At 49.0% G+C, this 14,770-nt stretch carries 15 protein-coding genes; 10 read left to right on the top strand and 5 right to left on the bottom strand.

The window, feature by feature from the left end; all coding sequences use genetic code 11:
* Positions 1–71: 71 nt before the first annotated feature.
* From OZ401_RS00685 to OZ401_RS00675, 3 genes are all read left to right on the top strand, one after another.
* Complete coding sequence (locus OZ401_RS00685; protein ID WP_341468785.1) at positions 72–1,184, top strand: peptidylprolyl isomerase; 1,113 nt, start codon at positions 72–74, stop codon at positions 1,182–1,184.
* Between the two features lie 95 nt (positions 1,185–1,279).
* Complete coding sequence (locus OZ401_RS00680) at positions 1,280–1,717, top strand: peptidylprolyl isomerase (protein WP_341468784.1); 438 nt, start codon at positions 1,280–1,282, stop codon at positions 1,715–1,717.
* Between the two features lie 38 nt (positions 1,718–1,755).
* Positions 1,756–2,463 carry a hypothetical protein gene (locus tag OZ401_RS00675; RefSeq protein WP_341468783.1) on the top strand — a complete coding sequence of 236 codons (708 nt, stop codon included), beginning with the start codon at positions 1,756–1,758 and terminating at the stop codon, positions 2,461–2,463.
* A 50-nt stretch (positions 2,464–2,513) separates the two neighbouring features.
* On the opposite strand, the gene OZ401_RS00670 is transcribed toward OZ401_RS00675, so the two are convergent.
* On the bottom strand, positions 2,514–3,032 hold the full coding sequence (locus OZ401_RS00670) for a hypothetical protein (RefSeq protein ID WP_341468782.1): 519 nt from the start codon (positions 3,030–3,032) through the stop codon (positions 2,514–2,516).
* A 715-nt stretch (positions 3,033–3,747) separates the two neighbouring features.
* Here OZ401_RS00670 and lysW point away from each other — a divergent pair.
* The 6 genes from lysW to OZ401_RS00640 all read left to right on the top strand — a co-directional run bounded on the left by lysW (position 3,748) and on the right by OZ401_RS00640 (position 8,421).
* Positions 3,748–3,915 carry a lysine biosynthesis protein LysW gene (lysW, locus tag OZ401_RS00665; RefSeq protein ID WP_341468781.1) on the top strand — a complete coding sequence of 56 codons (168 nt, stop codon included), beginning with the start codon at positions 3,748–3,750 and terminating at the stop codon, positions 3,913–3,915.
* A 3-nt stretch (positions 3,916–3,918) separates the two neighbouring features.
* Positions 3,919–4,770: a lysine biosynthesis protein LysX gene (gene lysX / locus OZ401_RS00660; RefSeq protein WP_341468780.1), complete on the top strand. Its 852-nt coding sequence runs from the start codon at positions 3,919–3,921 to the stop codon at positions 4,768–4,770.
* A gap of 70 nt (positions 4,771–4,840) precedes the next feature.
* Positions 4,841–5,893 carry an N-acetyl-gamma-glutamyl-phosphate reductase gene (argC, locus tag OZ401_RS00655; protein WP_341468779.1) on the top strand — a complete coding sequence of 351 codons (1,053 nt, stop codon included), beginning with the start codon at positions 4,841–4,843 and terminating at the stop codon, positions 5,891–5,893.
* Positions 5,894–5,936: 43 nt separating this feature from the next.
* Positions 5,937–6,332 carry a hypothetical protein gene (locus tag OZ401_RS00650; RefSeq protein WP_341468778.1) on the top strand — a complete coding sequence of 132 codons (396 nt, stop codon included), beginning with the start codon at positions 5,937–5,939 and terminating at the stop codon, positions 6,330–6,332.
* 35 nt (positions 6,333–6,367) lie between these two features.
* The gene (locus OZ401_RS00645; protein ID WP_341468777.1) at positions 6,368–7,174 is read left to right on the top strand and encodes a [LysW]-aminoadipate kinase; all 807 of its coding nucleotides are present in this window, start codon (positions 6,368–6,370) and stop codon (positions 7,172–7,174) included.
* 62 nt (positions 7,175–7,236) lie between these two features.
* The gene (locus OZ401_RS00640; RefSeq protein WP_341468776.1) at positions 7,237–8,421 is read left to right on the top strand and encodes an aspartate aminotransferase family protein; all 1,185 of its coding nucleotides are present in this window, start codon (positions 7,237–7,239) and stop codon (positions 8,419–8,421) included.
* Between the two features lie 85 nt (positions 8,422–8,506).
* Here OZ401_RS00640 and OZ401_RS00635 read toward each other — a convergent pair whose 3' ends face one another.
* Positions 8,507–8,896 carry a hypothetical protein gene (locus tag OZ401_RS00635; protein WP_341468775.1) on the bottom strand — a complete coding sequence of 130 codons (390 nt, stop codon included), beginning with the start codon at positions 8,894–8,896 and terminating at the stop codon, positions 8,507–8,509.
* 18 nt (positions 8,897–8,914) lie between these two features.
* Positions 8,915–11,284, bottom strand: a complete 2,370-nt coding sequence (recD2, locus tag OZ401_RS00630) for an SF1B family DNA helicase RecD2 (protein ID WP_341468774.1) — start codon at positions 11,282–11,284, stop codon at positions 8,915–8,917.
* Between the two features lie 349 nt (positions 11,285–11,633).
* Between recD2 and OZ401_RS00625 the strand changes: the two genes are divergently transcribed.
* On the top strand, positions 11,634–12,674 hold the full coding sequence (locus OZ401_RS00625; protein ID WP_341468773.1) for a PDDEXK family nuclease: 1,041 nt from the start codon (positions 11,634–11,636) through the stop codon (positions 12,672–12,674).
* Positions 12,675–12,745: 71 nt separating this feature from the next.
* Here the strand turns inward: OZ401_RS00625 and OZ401_RS00620 are convergent, their stop codons facing one another.
* Entirely contained in the window at positions 12,746–13,930 is a 1,185-nt protein-coding gene (locus OZ401_RS00620) for a trans-sulfuration enzyme family protein (RefSeq protein ID WP_341468772.1), read from the bottom strand.
* A 125-nt stretch (positions 13,931–14,055) separates the two neighbouring features.
* Positions 14,056–14,550 carry a hypothetical protein gene (locus OZ401_RS00615; RefSeq protein ID WP_341468771.1) on the bottom strand — a complete coding sequence of 165 codons (495 nt, stop codon included), beginning with the start codon at positions 14,548–14,550 and terminating at the stop codon, positions 14,056–14,058.
* Positions 14,551–14,770: the final 220 nt, after the last annotated feature.

Raw genomic sequence — 14,770 nt, 5'->3', positions numbered from 1 at the left:
ATCGAACTTTGGGGTTAAAATTTTTAACGTTTTAATAGACTAGGATATAATTCTTTTTTGAGGAGAAACTTTTGGGACGCAAATTCAAGTTTTCCAGATTGCTGGCGCTATTAGCGGTTAGCACTATGATTGGGGCGCTTCTAGCGGCTTGCGGCACCACCACCGCTACTTCCGTGCCCGCCGCCACTATAAACCCATTTAATGCACCGATAACCCCTGTAGCGACTCCGGTGGCTTCTGCAACTGCCGATACCATTCCTAATTTGGTTTACAGCAGCAATAGTAAAGAAATAAAGGTCAGCGATACCATTTCCAAGCAAGTTATCACTAATCTTGGTTCCGCTGCCTCGCTGGTGGGCAAATTCAACGGTGACAAAATTACCATTTATTCTTCAACTGACTCCAAGGACAAGATTGAGGAATACTATCGCAAGCTTATGATTAGCTCTAATTGGGGTGCTTTCAACCGCCAAGGAGATGATGTAAGCACTATCTTGGTGTACCAGAAAGCCGGAACCAAACTGGTAATTAATATTAGCCAGCTTAGCAGCCTCGACAGTTTCCCACAGGAAATGAAAAGCCAGCTAAAACAGAACGATAGCCTGATTCTTGTGGCAACTGGTGTCCCCACTGACCCGCCCCCTACCCCGTTGGTTATTCCCGGTACGCCTATTGCTACCATCGGCGCGGGGCAGAAGAAAATCTTCACTATCGAACTGGATAAAGGCGGCACTATTACCGGAGAGCTTTATCCCGATCTTGCGCCTATTTCAGTGGAGAACTTTGAAAAGCTTTCCAGTGGTGGTTTTTACAATGGTCTGACCTTTCACCGGGTAGAGCCGGGTTTCGTGGTACAGGGCGGTGATCCGAAAGGTGATGGCACAGGCGGTCCCGGCTACACTATACCGGGCGAGTTTGAAACCAATACCGGCGTTTACACCTTACCGGCAACCCTTAAAGATAAGGCAAAACACGTTTATGGTTCTTTGGCAATGGCACGTTCTACTGACCTGAACAGCGCCGGTAGCCAGTTCTATATCGTGACCGGGCAGGAAACCGATGCCAGCGTAGCAAGCTTGAACGGTAAATATACCGTTTTTGGCAAAGTCACGCAGGGTATGGATCTGGTAGTCAAAATCCAGAAGGGTGACAAAATCAAGAGTATCAAAATAGAGGTTAAATAAATTAACCATTGACCCTCTCTTAAGCGGCTGTTACAATTCCTGCGTAAGGAGTTGTCCCAGTTGCTTATTTTTTTAAGAATAGGAGATAAAACACGATGGCGACAAAAATTGCTACTATCCAGCTAGCAAACGGTAGTACGATTAAAATTGAGCTTTATCCCGATAGCGCCCCAGCCACAGTAGCTAACTTCGAGAAACTCTCAAATTCCGGCTTTTACAACGGCTTGAATTTCCACCGGGTAGAACCGGGCTTTGTGGTGCAGGGTGGCGACCCGAACGGAGATGGCACTGGCGGTCCCGGCTACAAAATCAAGGCAGAATTCAACGAGCGCAAACATGTTACCGGAACTCTGGCAATGGCACGCGCCAGCGACCCCAATAGCGCCGGTAGCCAGTTCTACATCTGCCTTGCTCCCGCACCTTTCCTCGACCGACAATACACCGTGTTTGGTCAAGTAACCGAAGGAATGGATGAAGTGCAAAAAATCCGGCGCGGCGACAAAATGACAAGCGTCACGGTTGAAACTGTTTAGCGTGGTTAACACACTTTCAGATTGCGCTTGATTCTCTGATGCAAATAACGTTGGATAGCCTTGAACTGAATCTTGAAGCGGGTTCAGGCTTGAATTCTGAAATTGTACGGGCGGCTTTGCAGAGGGCGATTGAATACTTCGGCTCACTGCATAGCCCTACCGGCAATCTTTGGGATACACGCGATCAAAACAATAACCTGATGCTTGGCAAGTTCACCTACAACACAGTGGCAGGTATATTGCCCGGCACTACCCTTGAGCAACACGGTGCGCTCGAACACCACGCCCGCGAAATACTGGGACAACTGGATGAGAATTATGTGGTTGACCAGATTGAACAGGTGGTGAGCGGACGCACGCTCAGCTTGATGGGGTATGTTTCGGGCGGTTCTTCCAGTTATGGGATGGTAGCTTTCCAACTAGACCCACAGTTGATGTATCTGCCTATGCCGCAGAGTGATCGGGTTTTTGAAACTGTCAGCCGTGCCTGTTACCTGCTGATTAAATCCGGCATGAATCCGCTAAAACCGACTGCTTTTCACGCTGAAATCAACAATCGCTACGGCTTCAGTCGCTACGCCAAACTTGAACATGACCGACAAGTAGCGGAAGGCAGAGCAGAGCATGAACTACCACGCTACAAAAGCCATATTTACATCACCATGCCTCATCTGTTGCAACTCAACGAAGATTTGATAGCCGAAGATTTGGTACGTGCCAACTTGCTACATTGGTCAAGGGGATAAAAAAACCCTTCCGGTTTTCACAGGAAGGGGATAAAAATCCGGAAAGTCCTTTACCAGCGGTTGCGACGATTCCAGGGATCATTTCCCCCCCGTTTACGTCCCCCGCTGATCAAACTCTTTAGCTTTTGCCAAGTAAAGACCGAATCATGCTCAACCAAATCACCGCGCCAGTATTGAGTTGAAGAGTCTTTATCAGGGTTTCCACCGAAAAATCGAATGAAAATAGGTGCGATGTAAAACACAAAGCCGGTTAGCACCAACAATTGCGCCACGATTTGGATACTACTGAAATTCTCGCGCACCATCAAACCGAGAATAATAAAGAAGAATCCAGAAATAAGATAGGCTAAACTACCGGTAATTTTATTATCACGCAGCCATTTGCTAAAGCCCGCCCCGAAAGATTGCTTTGCGCGTATCGGGCGCGGTGGCATAGGCTGTAAAACGCCAATATTGGTTGGTTTCTTTTTAGGCTCACGCTCACGCTCTTTTTCTTGAGAAGGAGTTTCAGGAATAAAAGTATCCATCTTCTCCAGAATTTCGCGTATCTCTTTTTCATACTTCTTCATGGCTTCACCATCCCGTTAGGATAAGGTTTGGTCGATTATATGACCAAAAGCCCCACAAAGGAGTGGAGCGCGTTCAATCTGTCTGTCAGATTGAAAAGACTGTGAGAGCAGGGGGGCTCAAAGTTTTAAGTATATGGTTGACCGGCATTGCTAAGGAGAACTAAAACAATACGGGGCTTTGCTGAGACTCATACTACAAACGTGAGCTGCTCCCCACACAGCTATATTTACATTTTAGAACAGGCTTGTGGAAAAGTAAATAGCATAAAATTCGGATTTGTAAAAACTTTTTTAGGTTTGACTCACCTGCGGCAGTGATGTAAAATCTCAAAAATCGAATTTTCACAGGCTAACAAAGCCAAGACGCGGATAGTTAGAAGCTGTGGCATAGCTACCAGAGAGCCACCCCAAGCGCTGTAAGGGTGGTCAGCATGTCGCTTCGAGAAAGACCGCCGAGCTAACGGAAGAAATTTTGCGGAGTAATGCCGCCAGAAAGTAGAACCGTTCGGGATGCTCCCGTTATAGAGCGCCGGTTGGTATAAACCGGGCGAGGCTGCTTACCGTAAGGTGCGCAGCGAAGTAAGGTGGTAACACGAATTAGGTGATTGCTTTGTGCGACACATTCGTCCTTATAAAAATGGGCGAAAGTGTCGTTTTTTTGTTATATTATCATGGTCAAAATAGCTCTAAATTCATTGTAAAAGGAGATGTGAAAATGCCAGCTGAATGTCCTGAATGCGGCGCAACCTTGACTCTCGCTGCGAATGTAGAAAAAGGGGAAATCGTACAATGCCCCGATTGTGGCGCAGAACTGGAAGTAGTCAGTGTCAACCCGATAGAACTGGCGGTAGCGCCCGAAGAAGAAGAGGATTGGGGCGAATAAACCATGAAGATCGGCATGCTGCTTTCGCGGGTCAGAGTGGAAGAAAAATTACTTTTTGCCGAGTTTGAAAAGCGCGGCATTGGGTTTGATCGTCTCTACGATCCGGAACTGGTTTTTGACCTTGAGAAAAAACCTTTTGAATATGATGTGGTAGTGGAACGCTGTATTAACCACAGCCGCGCCCTCTACGCTCTCAAAATATTGAACGACTGGGGTATTCCCACCGTCAACACCTATCACGTGGCGAACGTTTGCGGCAATAAATTTCTTACCACCCAAGCATTGATTCACGCTGGTGTGGCAAGCCCTGTCACCAAACTGGCTTTTACCCCCGAGTCGGCTTTGCAAGCGATTGAAGAACTGGGCTATCCGGTAGTAATCAAACCACCGGTGGGTTCATGGGGACGCTTGTTAGCAAAACTCAACGATCGCGAAGCCGCCGAAGCTGTTCTGGAACACAAGGAAACGCTGGGTCATTACGAACATAGCATTTTCTATGTGCAAGAGTATATTGCCAAACCCGAACGCGATATTCGCGCCTTCGTGGTAGGCGGTGAAACCATCTGCGCTATTTATCGCCGCAGCCCTCACTGGATTACCAATACGGCGCGGGGCGGGGAAGCTACTAATTGCCCCATAACGCCGGAGCTTAACGATATTTGCGTGCGTGCTGCCAAAGCAGTAGGTGGTGGCGTAGTAGCAATCGACGTGGTAGAAGACAAAAACCGAGGCTTCCTAGTAATCGAAGTCAATTACACAATGGAATTCCGCAACAGCATCGACACCACCGGGGTCAATATCCCTGCCAGAGTGGTGGATTATGTGTTGGAAGTAGGAGCAGGTAAGCATTCATAAATATAGAATGAGGGAAACGGGATGAAGTTAGCCTGATTCCCGTTATTCTTGAAATCAGGAGATAGAAAAATTGTCTGGCAGCAAGATTAGAGTAGGCATAGTTGGCGGTAGCGGTTACACTGGGGGCGAGTTGTTGCGAATTCTGCTTGGACATCCCCATGTGGAAGTGACGCAGATTACCAGCGAAACCAACAGCGGCAAGTTTGTTCACATCATTCACCCTAACCTACGCAAACGCACCGAACTCAAATTCATCTCCATGACTCAGCTTGAGGAATGTGATGTGTTGTTTTTGGCGCTTCCACATGGCTCGGCGATGGGCAAAATTGACAAGTTCGCCCAACTTGCGCCGCGCATTATCGACCTTTCCGCCGATTTTCGCCTACGCGACCCCACCGATTACCCGAAATGGTATGAGCATGAACACCCCAACAAGGAATGGCTCTCCAAATTCGTGTACGGTATCCCCGAATTGCATCGTGAGCAAATCCGGGAGAGCAATTACGTTACCGGGGCGGGTTGTTCCGCTACCGCGGTGGCGTTGGGCTTGATGCCCTTATTTAAACACGGGCTGGTAGATACCAATATTATAGTGGCTGAAACTAAAATCGGCTCTAGCGCGGCGGGTAACAAACCAAGCCTTTCGGGACATCACCCGGAACGTAGCGGAGTAAGCCGAATTTATCAAGCTACCGGACACCGCCACAGCGCCGAAATTATTCAGGAGCTTAGCTTCGGCGCAAAACCCAATATCCACCTCACCGTTACCTCAGTCGAGGCGGTGCGCGGCATCCTTGCCACCTGTCACGTTTTCCTGAAAGAAAATTTGCAAGAGAAAGACATTTGGAAGGTGTATCGTCAGGCATACGGCAGTGAACCATTTATACGCATCGTCAAAACCAAAGAGGGGATTTATCGCTACCCACAGCCCAAGATTCTGAGCGGCTCAAATTACTGCGACATAGGGTTCGAAAAAGACGAGAACAGCAATGCGCTGGTGGTTATCTCAGCAATTGATAACCTCGTTAAAGGGGCGGCGGGTAACTGCGTACAGGCGATGAACCTCATGTTTGGGTGGGACGAGACGCTGAGTCTTGAATTTACCGGGCTACACCCTGCCTGATAGCTGATTTTTTGAAGAGCGATTGTAACAGAAAGACTGGCATATGGACTGGATAGAATACCTAGGGCGACAAAATATCGAAAACTGGATTATCAAGCAGTTCGCAAACGCTGCCGAAAATTTGTTGTTCTCCAGAGACGAGGCAGTAAGCTATGTCGAGCAGGCTTTCGATTATATCGAGAAACACGATTTGATAGACTCGCTCTTACAATTGGATAAACGCACCATTTGCCAGATTATCTATCGTATCGCGATGCGACCCGCCGAAGAATATCTTTGGCAGGTACAAACTGATATGGCATTGGCAGGAAGAGTGGACACGCCCGATGGGGCTATTTACTATTACACCAAGAAGGCTGAGGATATTGGCGAACGCAAAGCTACCTACCTACTCTCGGTGGAATTGAGCAAACGGCGCGGTATCTCACCGCGCTGGTAATGTTGAATAAATTTTTAGCCTAAGAGAAAAGACAAATGATAGTCGTAAAAGTTGGGGGCGGAAAAGGAATTAATTACGAGGCGGTGACCGCAGATTTAGCCGAATTGCATGCTGCCGGGCAGAAAATTGTGCTGGTACATGGAGGTTCTTACGAAACCAACGTCCTCAGCGAAAAACTGGGACACCCGCCCAAGTTTGTAACCAGCGTTTCGGGCTACGAAAGCCGCTATACCGATCGCGAGACCCTCGAAATCTTCGAGATGGTTTATTGCGGTAAGGTCAACAAGCGCATCGTGGAAATGCTACAGGCAAAGGGCGTAAACGCGGTAGGCTTGAGCGGGATTGACGGGCGGTTGCTGGAAGGCACGCGCAAGGATGCCATTAAAATCATCGACAGCGAGGGGCGCAAGCGCATTTTGCGGGACGATTTCACCGGCAAAGTGGAAAAGGTCAATACCGGGTTGCTCACCCTGCTGCTGGATAACGGCTATTTGCCGGTAGTAACGCCTCCCGCTATTAGCTACGCGGGCGAGGCAATCAACGTAGATGGAGATCGCGCCGCCGCTATTATTGCTTCTTCACTGGGAGTTGACCAGCTTATCATTTTGAGCAACGTGCCGGGCTTGTTGCGTGACGTGAAGGACGAAAGCTCGCTCATCACCCATATTGAAAAAGCCTTTGTGGAAGAGAGCATGAGCTTTGCCGAAGGGCGCTTCAAGAAAAAGGTAATGGGCGCATCGGAAGCGTTGCAAGAAGGCGTAAAAGAGGTAATTTTCGCCGATGCGCGGGTAGATAAACCCATTTCCGCCGCAATAGCGCACAATGGCACAGTGATCAGTTAATCATTCTGGATGACCTGTTTTCTGAAACGGGTTACTATCCCCTGAGTTTGATGGAGGGAAAAATGTCCGAAACGCTTGATGTTGTAGATCAAATCAGAGCCACCGAAGATAGCCTTGAAGTGGGCGTATATCCCAAGCGCGAAGTAAATATCGTGCGAGGGGAAGGGGCTATACTGTGGGACGATAAAGGCAATCGCTATGTGGATTGCGTGGGTGGTCAGGGCGTGGCAAACGTAGGTCACTGCAACCCATTGGTGGTGAAAGCCATCGAGGAACAGGCTAAACGTTTGATTACTTGCCCTGAGATTTTCTACAACGATAAGCGTGCCGAACTTTTGCGAAAATTGGTCGAGGTTGCCCCCGCCGGATTACGCCGAGTGTTCCTGTGCAACAGCGGTACAGAGGCGATAGAGGCTTCCATCAAGTTTGCCCGCCTCATTACAAGCAAAACCGATATCATCGCCACTGTACGCAGCTTTCACGGTCGCTCGATGGGTGCGCTGAGCGCAACGTGGGAGAAAAAGTATCGCGAGCCTTTCATGCCGTTAGTGCCGGGCTTCAGCCACGTACCTTACGGCAAAATCGAGCCGTTGCGCAACGCCATTACTGAAAATACCGCCGCAATTCTGGTTGAGCCGATTCAAGGTGAGGGTGGGGTGCATATACCGCCCGCCGGATACCTGCGCGAGTTGCGCCAGCTTTGCGACGAAACGGGAGTGCTGCTGATTTTGGATGAGATTCAGACCGGCTTCTGCCGAACCGGCAAGTTTTGGGGTGGCGACCATGAGGGCGTGCGGGGCGACATCATGGCGCTGGCGAAAGCCATCGGGGGCGGCATGCCGATGGGCGCGGTGCTAATTGACGAGAAGTTCGGCGAACTGCAAAAAAGTACGCATGGCACAACCTTTGGCGGTAACCCATTGGCTTGCGCCGCCGCTATCGCCGCCATCCAGTTTATGCAGGATAACAAACTGGAGGAACGCGCCACCGAGATGGGCGATTATCTGCGCTCTCGCCTTGAGCCGCTTGCGGAAAAGGGCGATGTGGTGCGTGAAATTCGCGGACGTGGGCTGATTACCGGCATCGAGTTAAAGCAGAAGGTCGTGCCTTACCTGAAAGCCTTGTTGGAAAGGAGCGTGCTGGCGTTACCCGCCGGACCGAACGTATTGCGTCTGCTTCCACCGCTGGTCATCGAGAAAGCCGACCTCGATTTCGCGATTGAGCAACTCATCGCGGTTCTGGGCTAATTTCAGCATAACTGAACACGTAGAAACGGCAGGGCTTGAGAAAGTCCTGCTTTTTTGATTCAGTTTTCAACTCAAAAAGAGTATATTAATCAGGACTTTTTTTAAGTTTAGCGGTACCCCGATCTTGATGCTCGTTTAAGGGTTCTTCGCAAAAGTGAATTACATTATCAGTTTCACCATCACTAATGACTTCTTTATATTTATTACTGTGACGATCAACAAGCCTATATTTATTAACAAAGCGCTTTAGTGCCTGAGACCAATCATAACCAACTATGATTTCAATAAAGGGTTTACCCTTACCGCCATTTTTTGCTTTTAAAACTATTTTAGGTTTTGAAATAATATTTGCAGTGATGCTTTGCTTAAATAAGCTAGCTCCACAATTCGAGCATACTAAAATAGGAGCATGGGAGCTAGTAGAATCTTGATTAAAGGGTTTCTTACAATTTGGACAAGTTTCAACGGTTGTCATGAAATTACTACTCTAATATTATAATTGCTTATTTGGCGCGAAATCCTTGAGGCGAGGGGCGAGTCCGGTATAGCGTCGCCCGGTGCGGTCGTTCTTGATAGCCATAGCGAGGGCACGTTTGCTACCCACCAACACCACCACCTTTTTGGCGCGGGTTATGGCGGTATAGACAAGGTTGCGCTGTAGCATGGGGTAATGGCTGGTTAGCAGCGGCATCACCACCACCGGGTATTCTGAACCCTGACTCTTATGTACCGAAACGCAGTAAGCCAGCGAAAGCTCGTCCAGTTCGGCGAAATCGTACTCCACCTCGCGTCCGTCTTCCAGCGCAACTCTCACAAACTGGTCTTCATGGTTGATGAGGGTGATATAGCCGCCGTCACCGTTAAACACCAACTTCTCGTAATTATTCTTGAGTTGCATCACCTTGTCGCCCTCGCGGAACAGGCGACCACCCCAACGCCGCTCGCGTTTGCGTTCGGAAGCGGGATTGAGCGTTTCTTGCAGCAAATTATTAAGCTCGCCCACTCCGGCGCGAGAGCGATGCATTGGCGCAAGTACCTGAATATCGCGTACCGAATTTACGCCGAAACGCGCGGGAATGCGCTTTGAAACCAGTTCCACAATCAGGTCGGCGGCTTTCTCGGTGTCGTCCTCCACGAAGAAAAAGAAATCGGCTATATCGCGTCCGACTTGCGGCATCTGACCACTGTTGATGCGGTGCGCGTTGGTGACTATCGCACTGTCTGCGCCTTGCCTGAAAATCTGGTCGAGGCGCACCACCGGCACAACCCCGCTATTTACAATATCACCCAGCACATTACCCGCGCCCACGCTCGGCAATTGGTCGGTGTCGCCCACCAGCAGCAAATGCGCCCCACTTGGCACAGCCTTGAGCAGGTTATTCATGAGCAGTACATCCAGCATGCTGGCTTCATCCACGATAACCATATCCGCATCCAACGGGCGTTCGCGGTCAAAAGCCGCTTTCCCACCCGGACGCAATTCCAGCAGGCGGTGAATAGTGGTCGCGCTTGCCCCGGTGGTTTCGGAAAGACGCTTAGCGGCGCGTCCGGTGGGTGCAGCCAAAACCACCTTCTTGCGCTTCACCTGCAAAACTCGCAAAAGTGCACGCATCGAAGTGGTTTTGCCTGTGCCGGGTCCACCTGTCAACACGCTTACCTTCTCGGTTAACGCCAGTTGCACCGCTTCTTTCTGCTTCTCATTCAACACCAGCCCATCTTTATCCGACAGGTAGGAAAAAACCACATCGAAAGCAGCGGATTTGAAAGAGGTGAGGCGGTCATGGGTTGCGCCACGCAATCGCAAAACTCCTGCGCTGATACCCATCTCGGCATTGCGAAAAGGTGGCAAGTAAATTGCTTCGAGGGGAATTTCCGCGTTCTGTGGCTCAGGCGTTGCAACAACATAGGGGGCGCGTTCTTCATGCAAACTGCGCTCCCACTCGTCCACATCGGCTAAAGCGGGCGAATCAGGTTTGAGGGTGGGGATTTCCTTGAGATTGTAAATGCGCTCATTGGCAACGCCCTGCTCCTCCACCAACGCTTCAAGCGCCTGCTCAACCTGTTCAGAGGCAGCTTCCAGCAGTTCTGTGCCGTTCTTGAGCAATTCCTCGCGGGGCAGGAACACATGCCCATCGTCGCTGGCTTCGCTGAGGGTGTAGAGCAAGCCCGCTTTCAAGCGTTCGGGGTCGTCCTTCGCCACACCCATGCCCGAAGCGATTTTATCGGCGGTTTTGAAGCCAATGCCGAAAACGTCACGCGCCAAACGGTAAGGCTCATTCTTGACCACCACGATAGAGGCATCTTTGTACTCGCGGTATATTTTTACTGCCAGCGCGGCGCTGATACCGTGTCCTTGCAAAAAAACCATTACTTCCTTAATGGCTTTCTGCTCATCCCATGCTTTCCTGATAATCTCGGCTTTTTTCATGCCCAAACCCGGCACTTCCGCCAAACGCTCCGGTTGAATTTCCAGAATGTTCAGCGTTTCCATCCCAAACTTGTTGACAATCTTCTCGCTGGTTTTAGGTCCTACGCCCTTAATAAGCCCGCTACCCAGATATTTCTGAATGCCCGTTATAGTGGCGGGTAAAAGCACCCGGTATTGCTCGATTTTGAATTGTTTGCCGTAAGTGGGGTTGGAAATCCAGAAGCCTTCCATTTCGAGGCTCTCGCCCGGCGCTAGCGAAGGCAAATTGCCGACAATCGTCACCAGTTCGTCTTTGCGCCCTTTGTCAGGTTGAACTTTAGCGACAGTCCAGCCGTTATCTTCGTTCTGAAAAGTGATGCGCTCAACCACGCCACTCAGCACGCTAAAGCGCGGGGTGGGAGTAGAATTATCTAGGTGGGCAGGGGCAGCAGTCATATGAAACCTCAACATGAGAATTAATGTTCAAGATTCGTGTCTATTATATCATATTCCTGCAAAAAAAGTGAAAGCCCACCTTGTGAGCAGGTGGGCTAAGATTGTGTCGGGAAGAGGATACGCTTTTATGTATCTTTCAGATTTTATGTTCTAATCATATACGAATATTTGTTCGTTGTCAATAGGCATGCGGCTTTTCCAGCCAATTTCCTCAAAAACCGATTTTTAGGTTCAAGCTTGTGCCAGCCTAACCTGTTGGTTATAATTGAGATAGTTTAGTAACAGTTTAAACAACCAACAATTCCAGCCTAATTGCCTTTTCAAGGGGTAATGAATGAAAGGCGTATGAGTGACAAAAAAATCAATCCTGCCCTTGCTGGTAGCTTTCCTTGAGGAAAGCCTGGCAAACGAACCAGAAACACCTACCCTTACCCCTGAACTCAAGCGCATAGCCAACGCCTTGGAGCGTATCGCTGCCTCCTTGGAAAAACTCGCTCCGGTTTCTCCTACCGCACCATTACAAAACGGTACAGTCAAGACCGAGACCAAAGTTGTTACAACTCAGCAAAATATCACAAACCCACCAAAGAATGGAGCAATTTCTCCAGCGACCAAGGTTGCCACCACGCAGCAAAATCCAGCAGCTAAGCCCGCACCGATACTCGCCGAACCGATTGTGCTGCGTCAGTATCTGGAGAAACACAATATAACGCTGGATAAATCAAAAACAGAAACTGATCCCAAATTGGAACGATTAGCGGTATATCTAGGACATAATTACGCGGCTTGCGAGGAACTCTACAATTTGCTCAAGCGCAATCTAAATGCGCCTCAAGAAGCTTTCAGTTACAGCCTCAAGGAAATTGTACCAGCGCATAAGAAAATAATCCGCCAGTTTTGCCATCTGCTCAAAGTTGCCGGACTATTAGAGGAATACAGCTATCATGGTTCGCCTGATTTCAAGGTGCAGATAAAAGCCAGTGGCACGGAGAAAAAGTTTATAAATGGGGCGTGGCTGGAAAGCTCTGTAAGACATGAGATAGTCCGCATTGTGGAACCTTATGGCGAAAATAGCAAGCAACAGTTCAAGATATGGTCAAACGTGGAAATTACCTGCAAGGATGGGGCTAAACGCGAACTGGATGTGCTGTTTGCATTGGGGAAGAAAGTTTATTGTGTGGAGGCGAAGCTGAAGCCAGACAAGGAAGAGTTGGAGGAATGGGTTAAACGGGTCAAACCGTTGGGTCTTGAAAATAAATTTCTGTTGGTAGTAGCGGCAGATAAAAGCATAGAAGAGTGCCAGAAATTGAGACAGACGTTGGGGAATGTGGCGATAACTGGACTGGATAATCTCGAACAAACCTTGCTGGAGTTGGTTAAAACAAAATAACCCCTCATCCTCCATAAATCTGGTAACAAGGGGTTTAAGCCCCTTGTCTGAGTTACCTACGCATCCGATTTTCAGTTTGCCAGCGCTTGCTCAAGGTCGGCGATAATATCCGCTACATCTTCTACCCCCACCGAGAGCCGAATAAGTCCCGGCAGAATCCCGGCAGCGCGCAATTCTTCCTCAGTCTGGCGCGAATGTACCATCGAGGCAGGATGCGTAATAAGCGTCTCCACGCCACCCAAACTGACCGCCAGCACACAAATTTTGGTGCGCCCGATTAGGCGATAGGCTGCGTCAAAGCCACCTTTCATATCAAAAGCAAGCATCCCGCCGAAACCGCCCTTCATCTGGCGTTTTGCTAATTCGTGCTGCGGGTGCGAGGGCAAGCCCGGATAAAAGACTTGCGCTACCGCCGGATGCTTTTCCAGATAATGCGCCACTTCCAGCGCATTGCGGTTGTGCGCTGCCATTCGCAAACCGTAGGTTCGCAGACCGCGCTGCAATAGCCACGCCTCGAAAGGGTGCAAAACCGGACCCATCACGCGCGCATAATCCCACGCCCGCTCTATCAAAGCCTGCTTACCCAGAATAACCCCCGCCGTCACATCAGCATGCCCGTTGAGATACTTGGTGGCGCTATGTATCACCACATCATAGCCAAGCTCTAGCGGACGCTGATTCCATGTCGAGGCGAAAGTGTTATCGGTAATAGCCAGCGCACCCGCCGCATGCGCTATTTCGGCGGTAATTTGCAGATCGGTCAAATCCATAGTGGGATTGGTAGGCGATTCGGTATAGATAATTTTTGTATTTGGACGAACAGCACGGGCAAAGGCTTCAGGGTCGCGCTGATCCACCAGCGTCACTGCTACTCCGTAAGAAGGCAAGGTGTGGGTAAAGAGTGTTAGCGTAGCGGTGTAATGGGTATTTTGGGCAATCAGGTGGTCGCCCGCTTTCAGGTTGGACATCAAAGCGATGGTGACCGCCGCCATACCTGAGCCAACCGCCAGCGCCGCTTCCGAACCCTCCAAATCAGCTAACGCCGCTTCCACTTGTTTGGTATTGGGCGTACCGTAACGCCCATAAAGCGTGGCAGGCGCAATCACATTTGATAATTCCGCACCCTCTTCTGGGCTATTGACTCGAAAAGTGCTGGTTTGGTAAATGGGAGGACTAACGGCAGTGGTATCATCGGCTATACGAGGCGCATGGATAAGGCGGGTTTGAATGCCGTGTTGCGAGGGTTGGGTTGCCATTTATAAAAGTTCCTTTCAAATTGAAAAAAAGTTAGGTGGTATAGTGCAGTAGGCTTCTGGACATATGACTGCGCTATCATTTCACAAATAGTAGAAATATCAGGTGATTTTGTGACTACATCCGCTTAACCCAAATTAAAGCAAATATCCCACATCCAGCCCTGATTTTTAGAGCCATCATCCACTTCTACATTTACCCAACGTATTCCTTCCGCTTGGGTGAGATTCCCCAGAATTATAAAGACAATGCCGGGACGATATTCTCCCTTTGTCCCTTTGGTAGTGGAAGGTTCAGGGCGCAGATTACAATTCGTTAACAACGCCAGTTTTTTAAGAGCAGGAGTAGGAGTTGCGGTAGATACTGGTTTTGGTACTGAAGTGGGCGAGGGCGCTATTATCGCAATAGTAGTGCGGCTAACTGTCGTGGTTACAGGTGTAACTACTATCGGGGAACTATTGCGCCCAAAATTCTCTACTAGATTAGAAAAATCTGCTCGGCTTAACACCATGATTAGAATTACAAAAGCAGTGATAGCGGCAATAGAGATAATGGTAACATCGGCGCAACCCATAGTAGGACCTTTGGGTCGCAAATAATCCCTCTCTCGTCTGTCAAACATATATGGATTCCCTGCTCATTTTGAAAAGTATGACCCTTAGAGTAAAACTTCAAAGCTTATATTACACTAAAAAGCCTTTAAAACTCAAAAAGGCTCACCCGCTACCATTGGTGAGCCTCTTTGAGAGGAGGAGAGATTAAGTTCATATAAATTATTTCTATTTTTTCTTTACTAATTATATTGTAAAACATTAGATGTTAATATTCAATAGCTACAACGT

This window comes from Candidatus Chlorohelix allophototropha, assembly GCF_030389965.1.
Classification (GTDB): domain Bacteria; phylum Chloroflexota; class Chloroflexia; order Chloroheliales; family Chloroheliaceae; genus Chlorohelix; species Chlorohelix allophototropha.
This window is presented reverse-complemented; position numbering and strand designations above follow the sequence as displayed.

What these genes read in the sequence shown, in the direction of transcription:
- OZ401_RS00620 (WP_341468772.1), bottom strand. Translation starts at nt 13,930, where the DNA reads ATGGCAACCCAACCCTCGCAACACGGCATTCAAACCCGCCTTATCCAT.
- recD2 (WP_341468774.1), bottom strand. Translation starts at nt 11,284, where the DNA reads ATGACTGCTGCCCCTGCCCACCTAGATAATTCTACTCCCACCCCGCGC.
- OZ401_RS00645 (WP_341468777.1), top strand. Translation starts at nt 6,368, where the DNA reads ATGATAGTCGTAAAAGTTGGGGGCGGAAAAGGAATTAATTACGAGGCG.
- OZ401_RS00670 (WP_341468782.1), bottom strand. Translation starts at nt 3,032, where the DNA reads ATGAAGAAGTATGAAAAAGAGATACGCGAAATTCTGGAGAAGATGGAT.
- lysX (WP_341468780.1), top strand. Translation starts at nt 3,919, where the DNA reads ATGAAGATCGGCATGCTGCTTTCGCGGGTCAGAGTGGAAGAAAAATTA.
- OZ401_RS00615 (WP_341468771.1), bottom strand. Translation starts at nt 14,550, where the DNA reads ATGTTTGACAGACGAGAGAGGGATTATTTGCGACCCAAAGGTCCTACT.
- lysW (WP_341468781.1), top strand. Translation starts at nt 3,748, where the DNA reads ATGCCAGCTGAATGTCCTGAATGCGGCGCAACCTTGACTCTCGCTGCG.
- OZ401_RS00675 (WP_341468783.1), top strand. Translation starts at nt 1,756, where the DNA reads ATGCAAATAACGTTGGATAGCCTTGAACTGAATCTTGAAGCGGGTTCA.
- OZ401_RS00640 (WP_341468776.1), top strand. Translation starts at nt 7,237, where the DNA reads ATGTCCGAAACGCTTGATGTTGTAGATCAAATCAGAGCCACCGAAGAT.
- OZ401_RS00635 (WP_341468775.1), bottom strand. Translation starts at nt 8,896, where the DNA reads ATGACAACCGTTGAAACTTGTCCAAATTGTAAGAAACCCTTTAATCAA.
- OZ401_RS00650 (WP_341468778.1), top strand. Translation starts at nt 5,937, where the DNA reads ATGGACTGGATAGAATACCTAGGGCGACAAAATATCGAAAACTGGATT.
- OZ401_RS00680 (WP_341468784.1), top strand. Translation starts at nt 1,280, where the DNA reads ATGGCGACAAAAATTGCTACTATCCAGCTAGCAAACGGTAGTACGATT.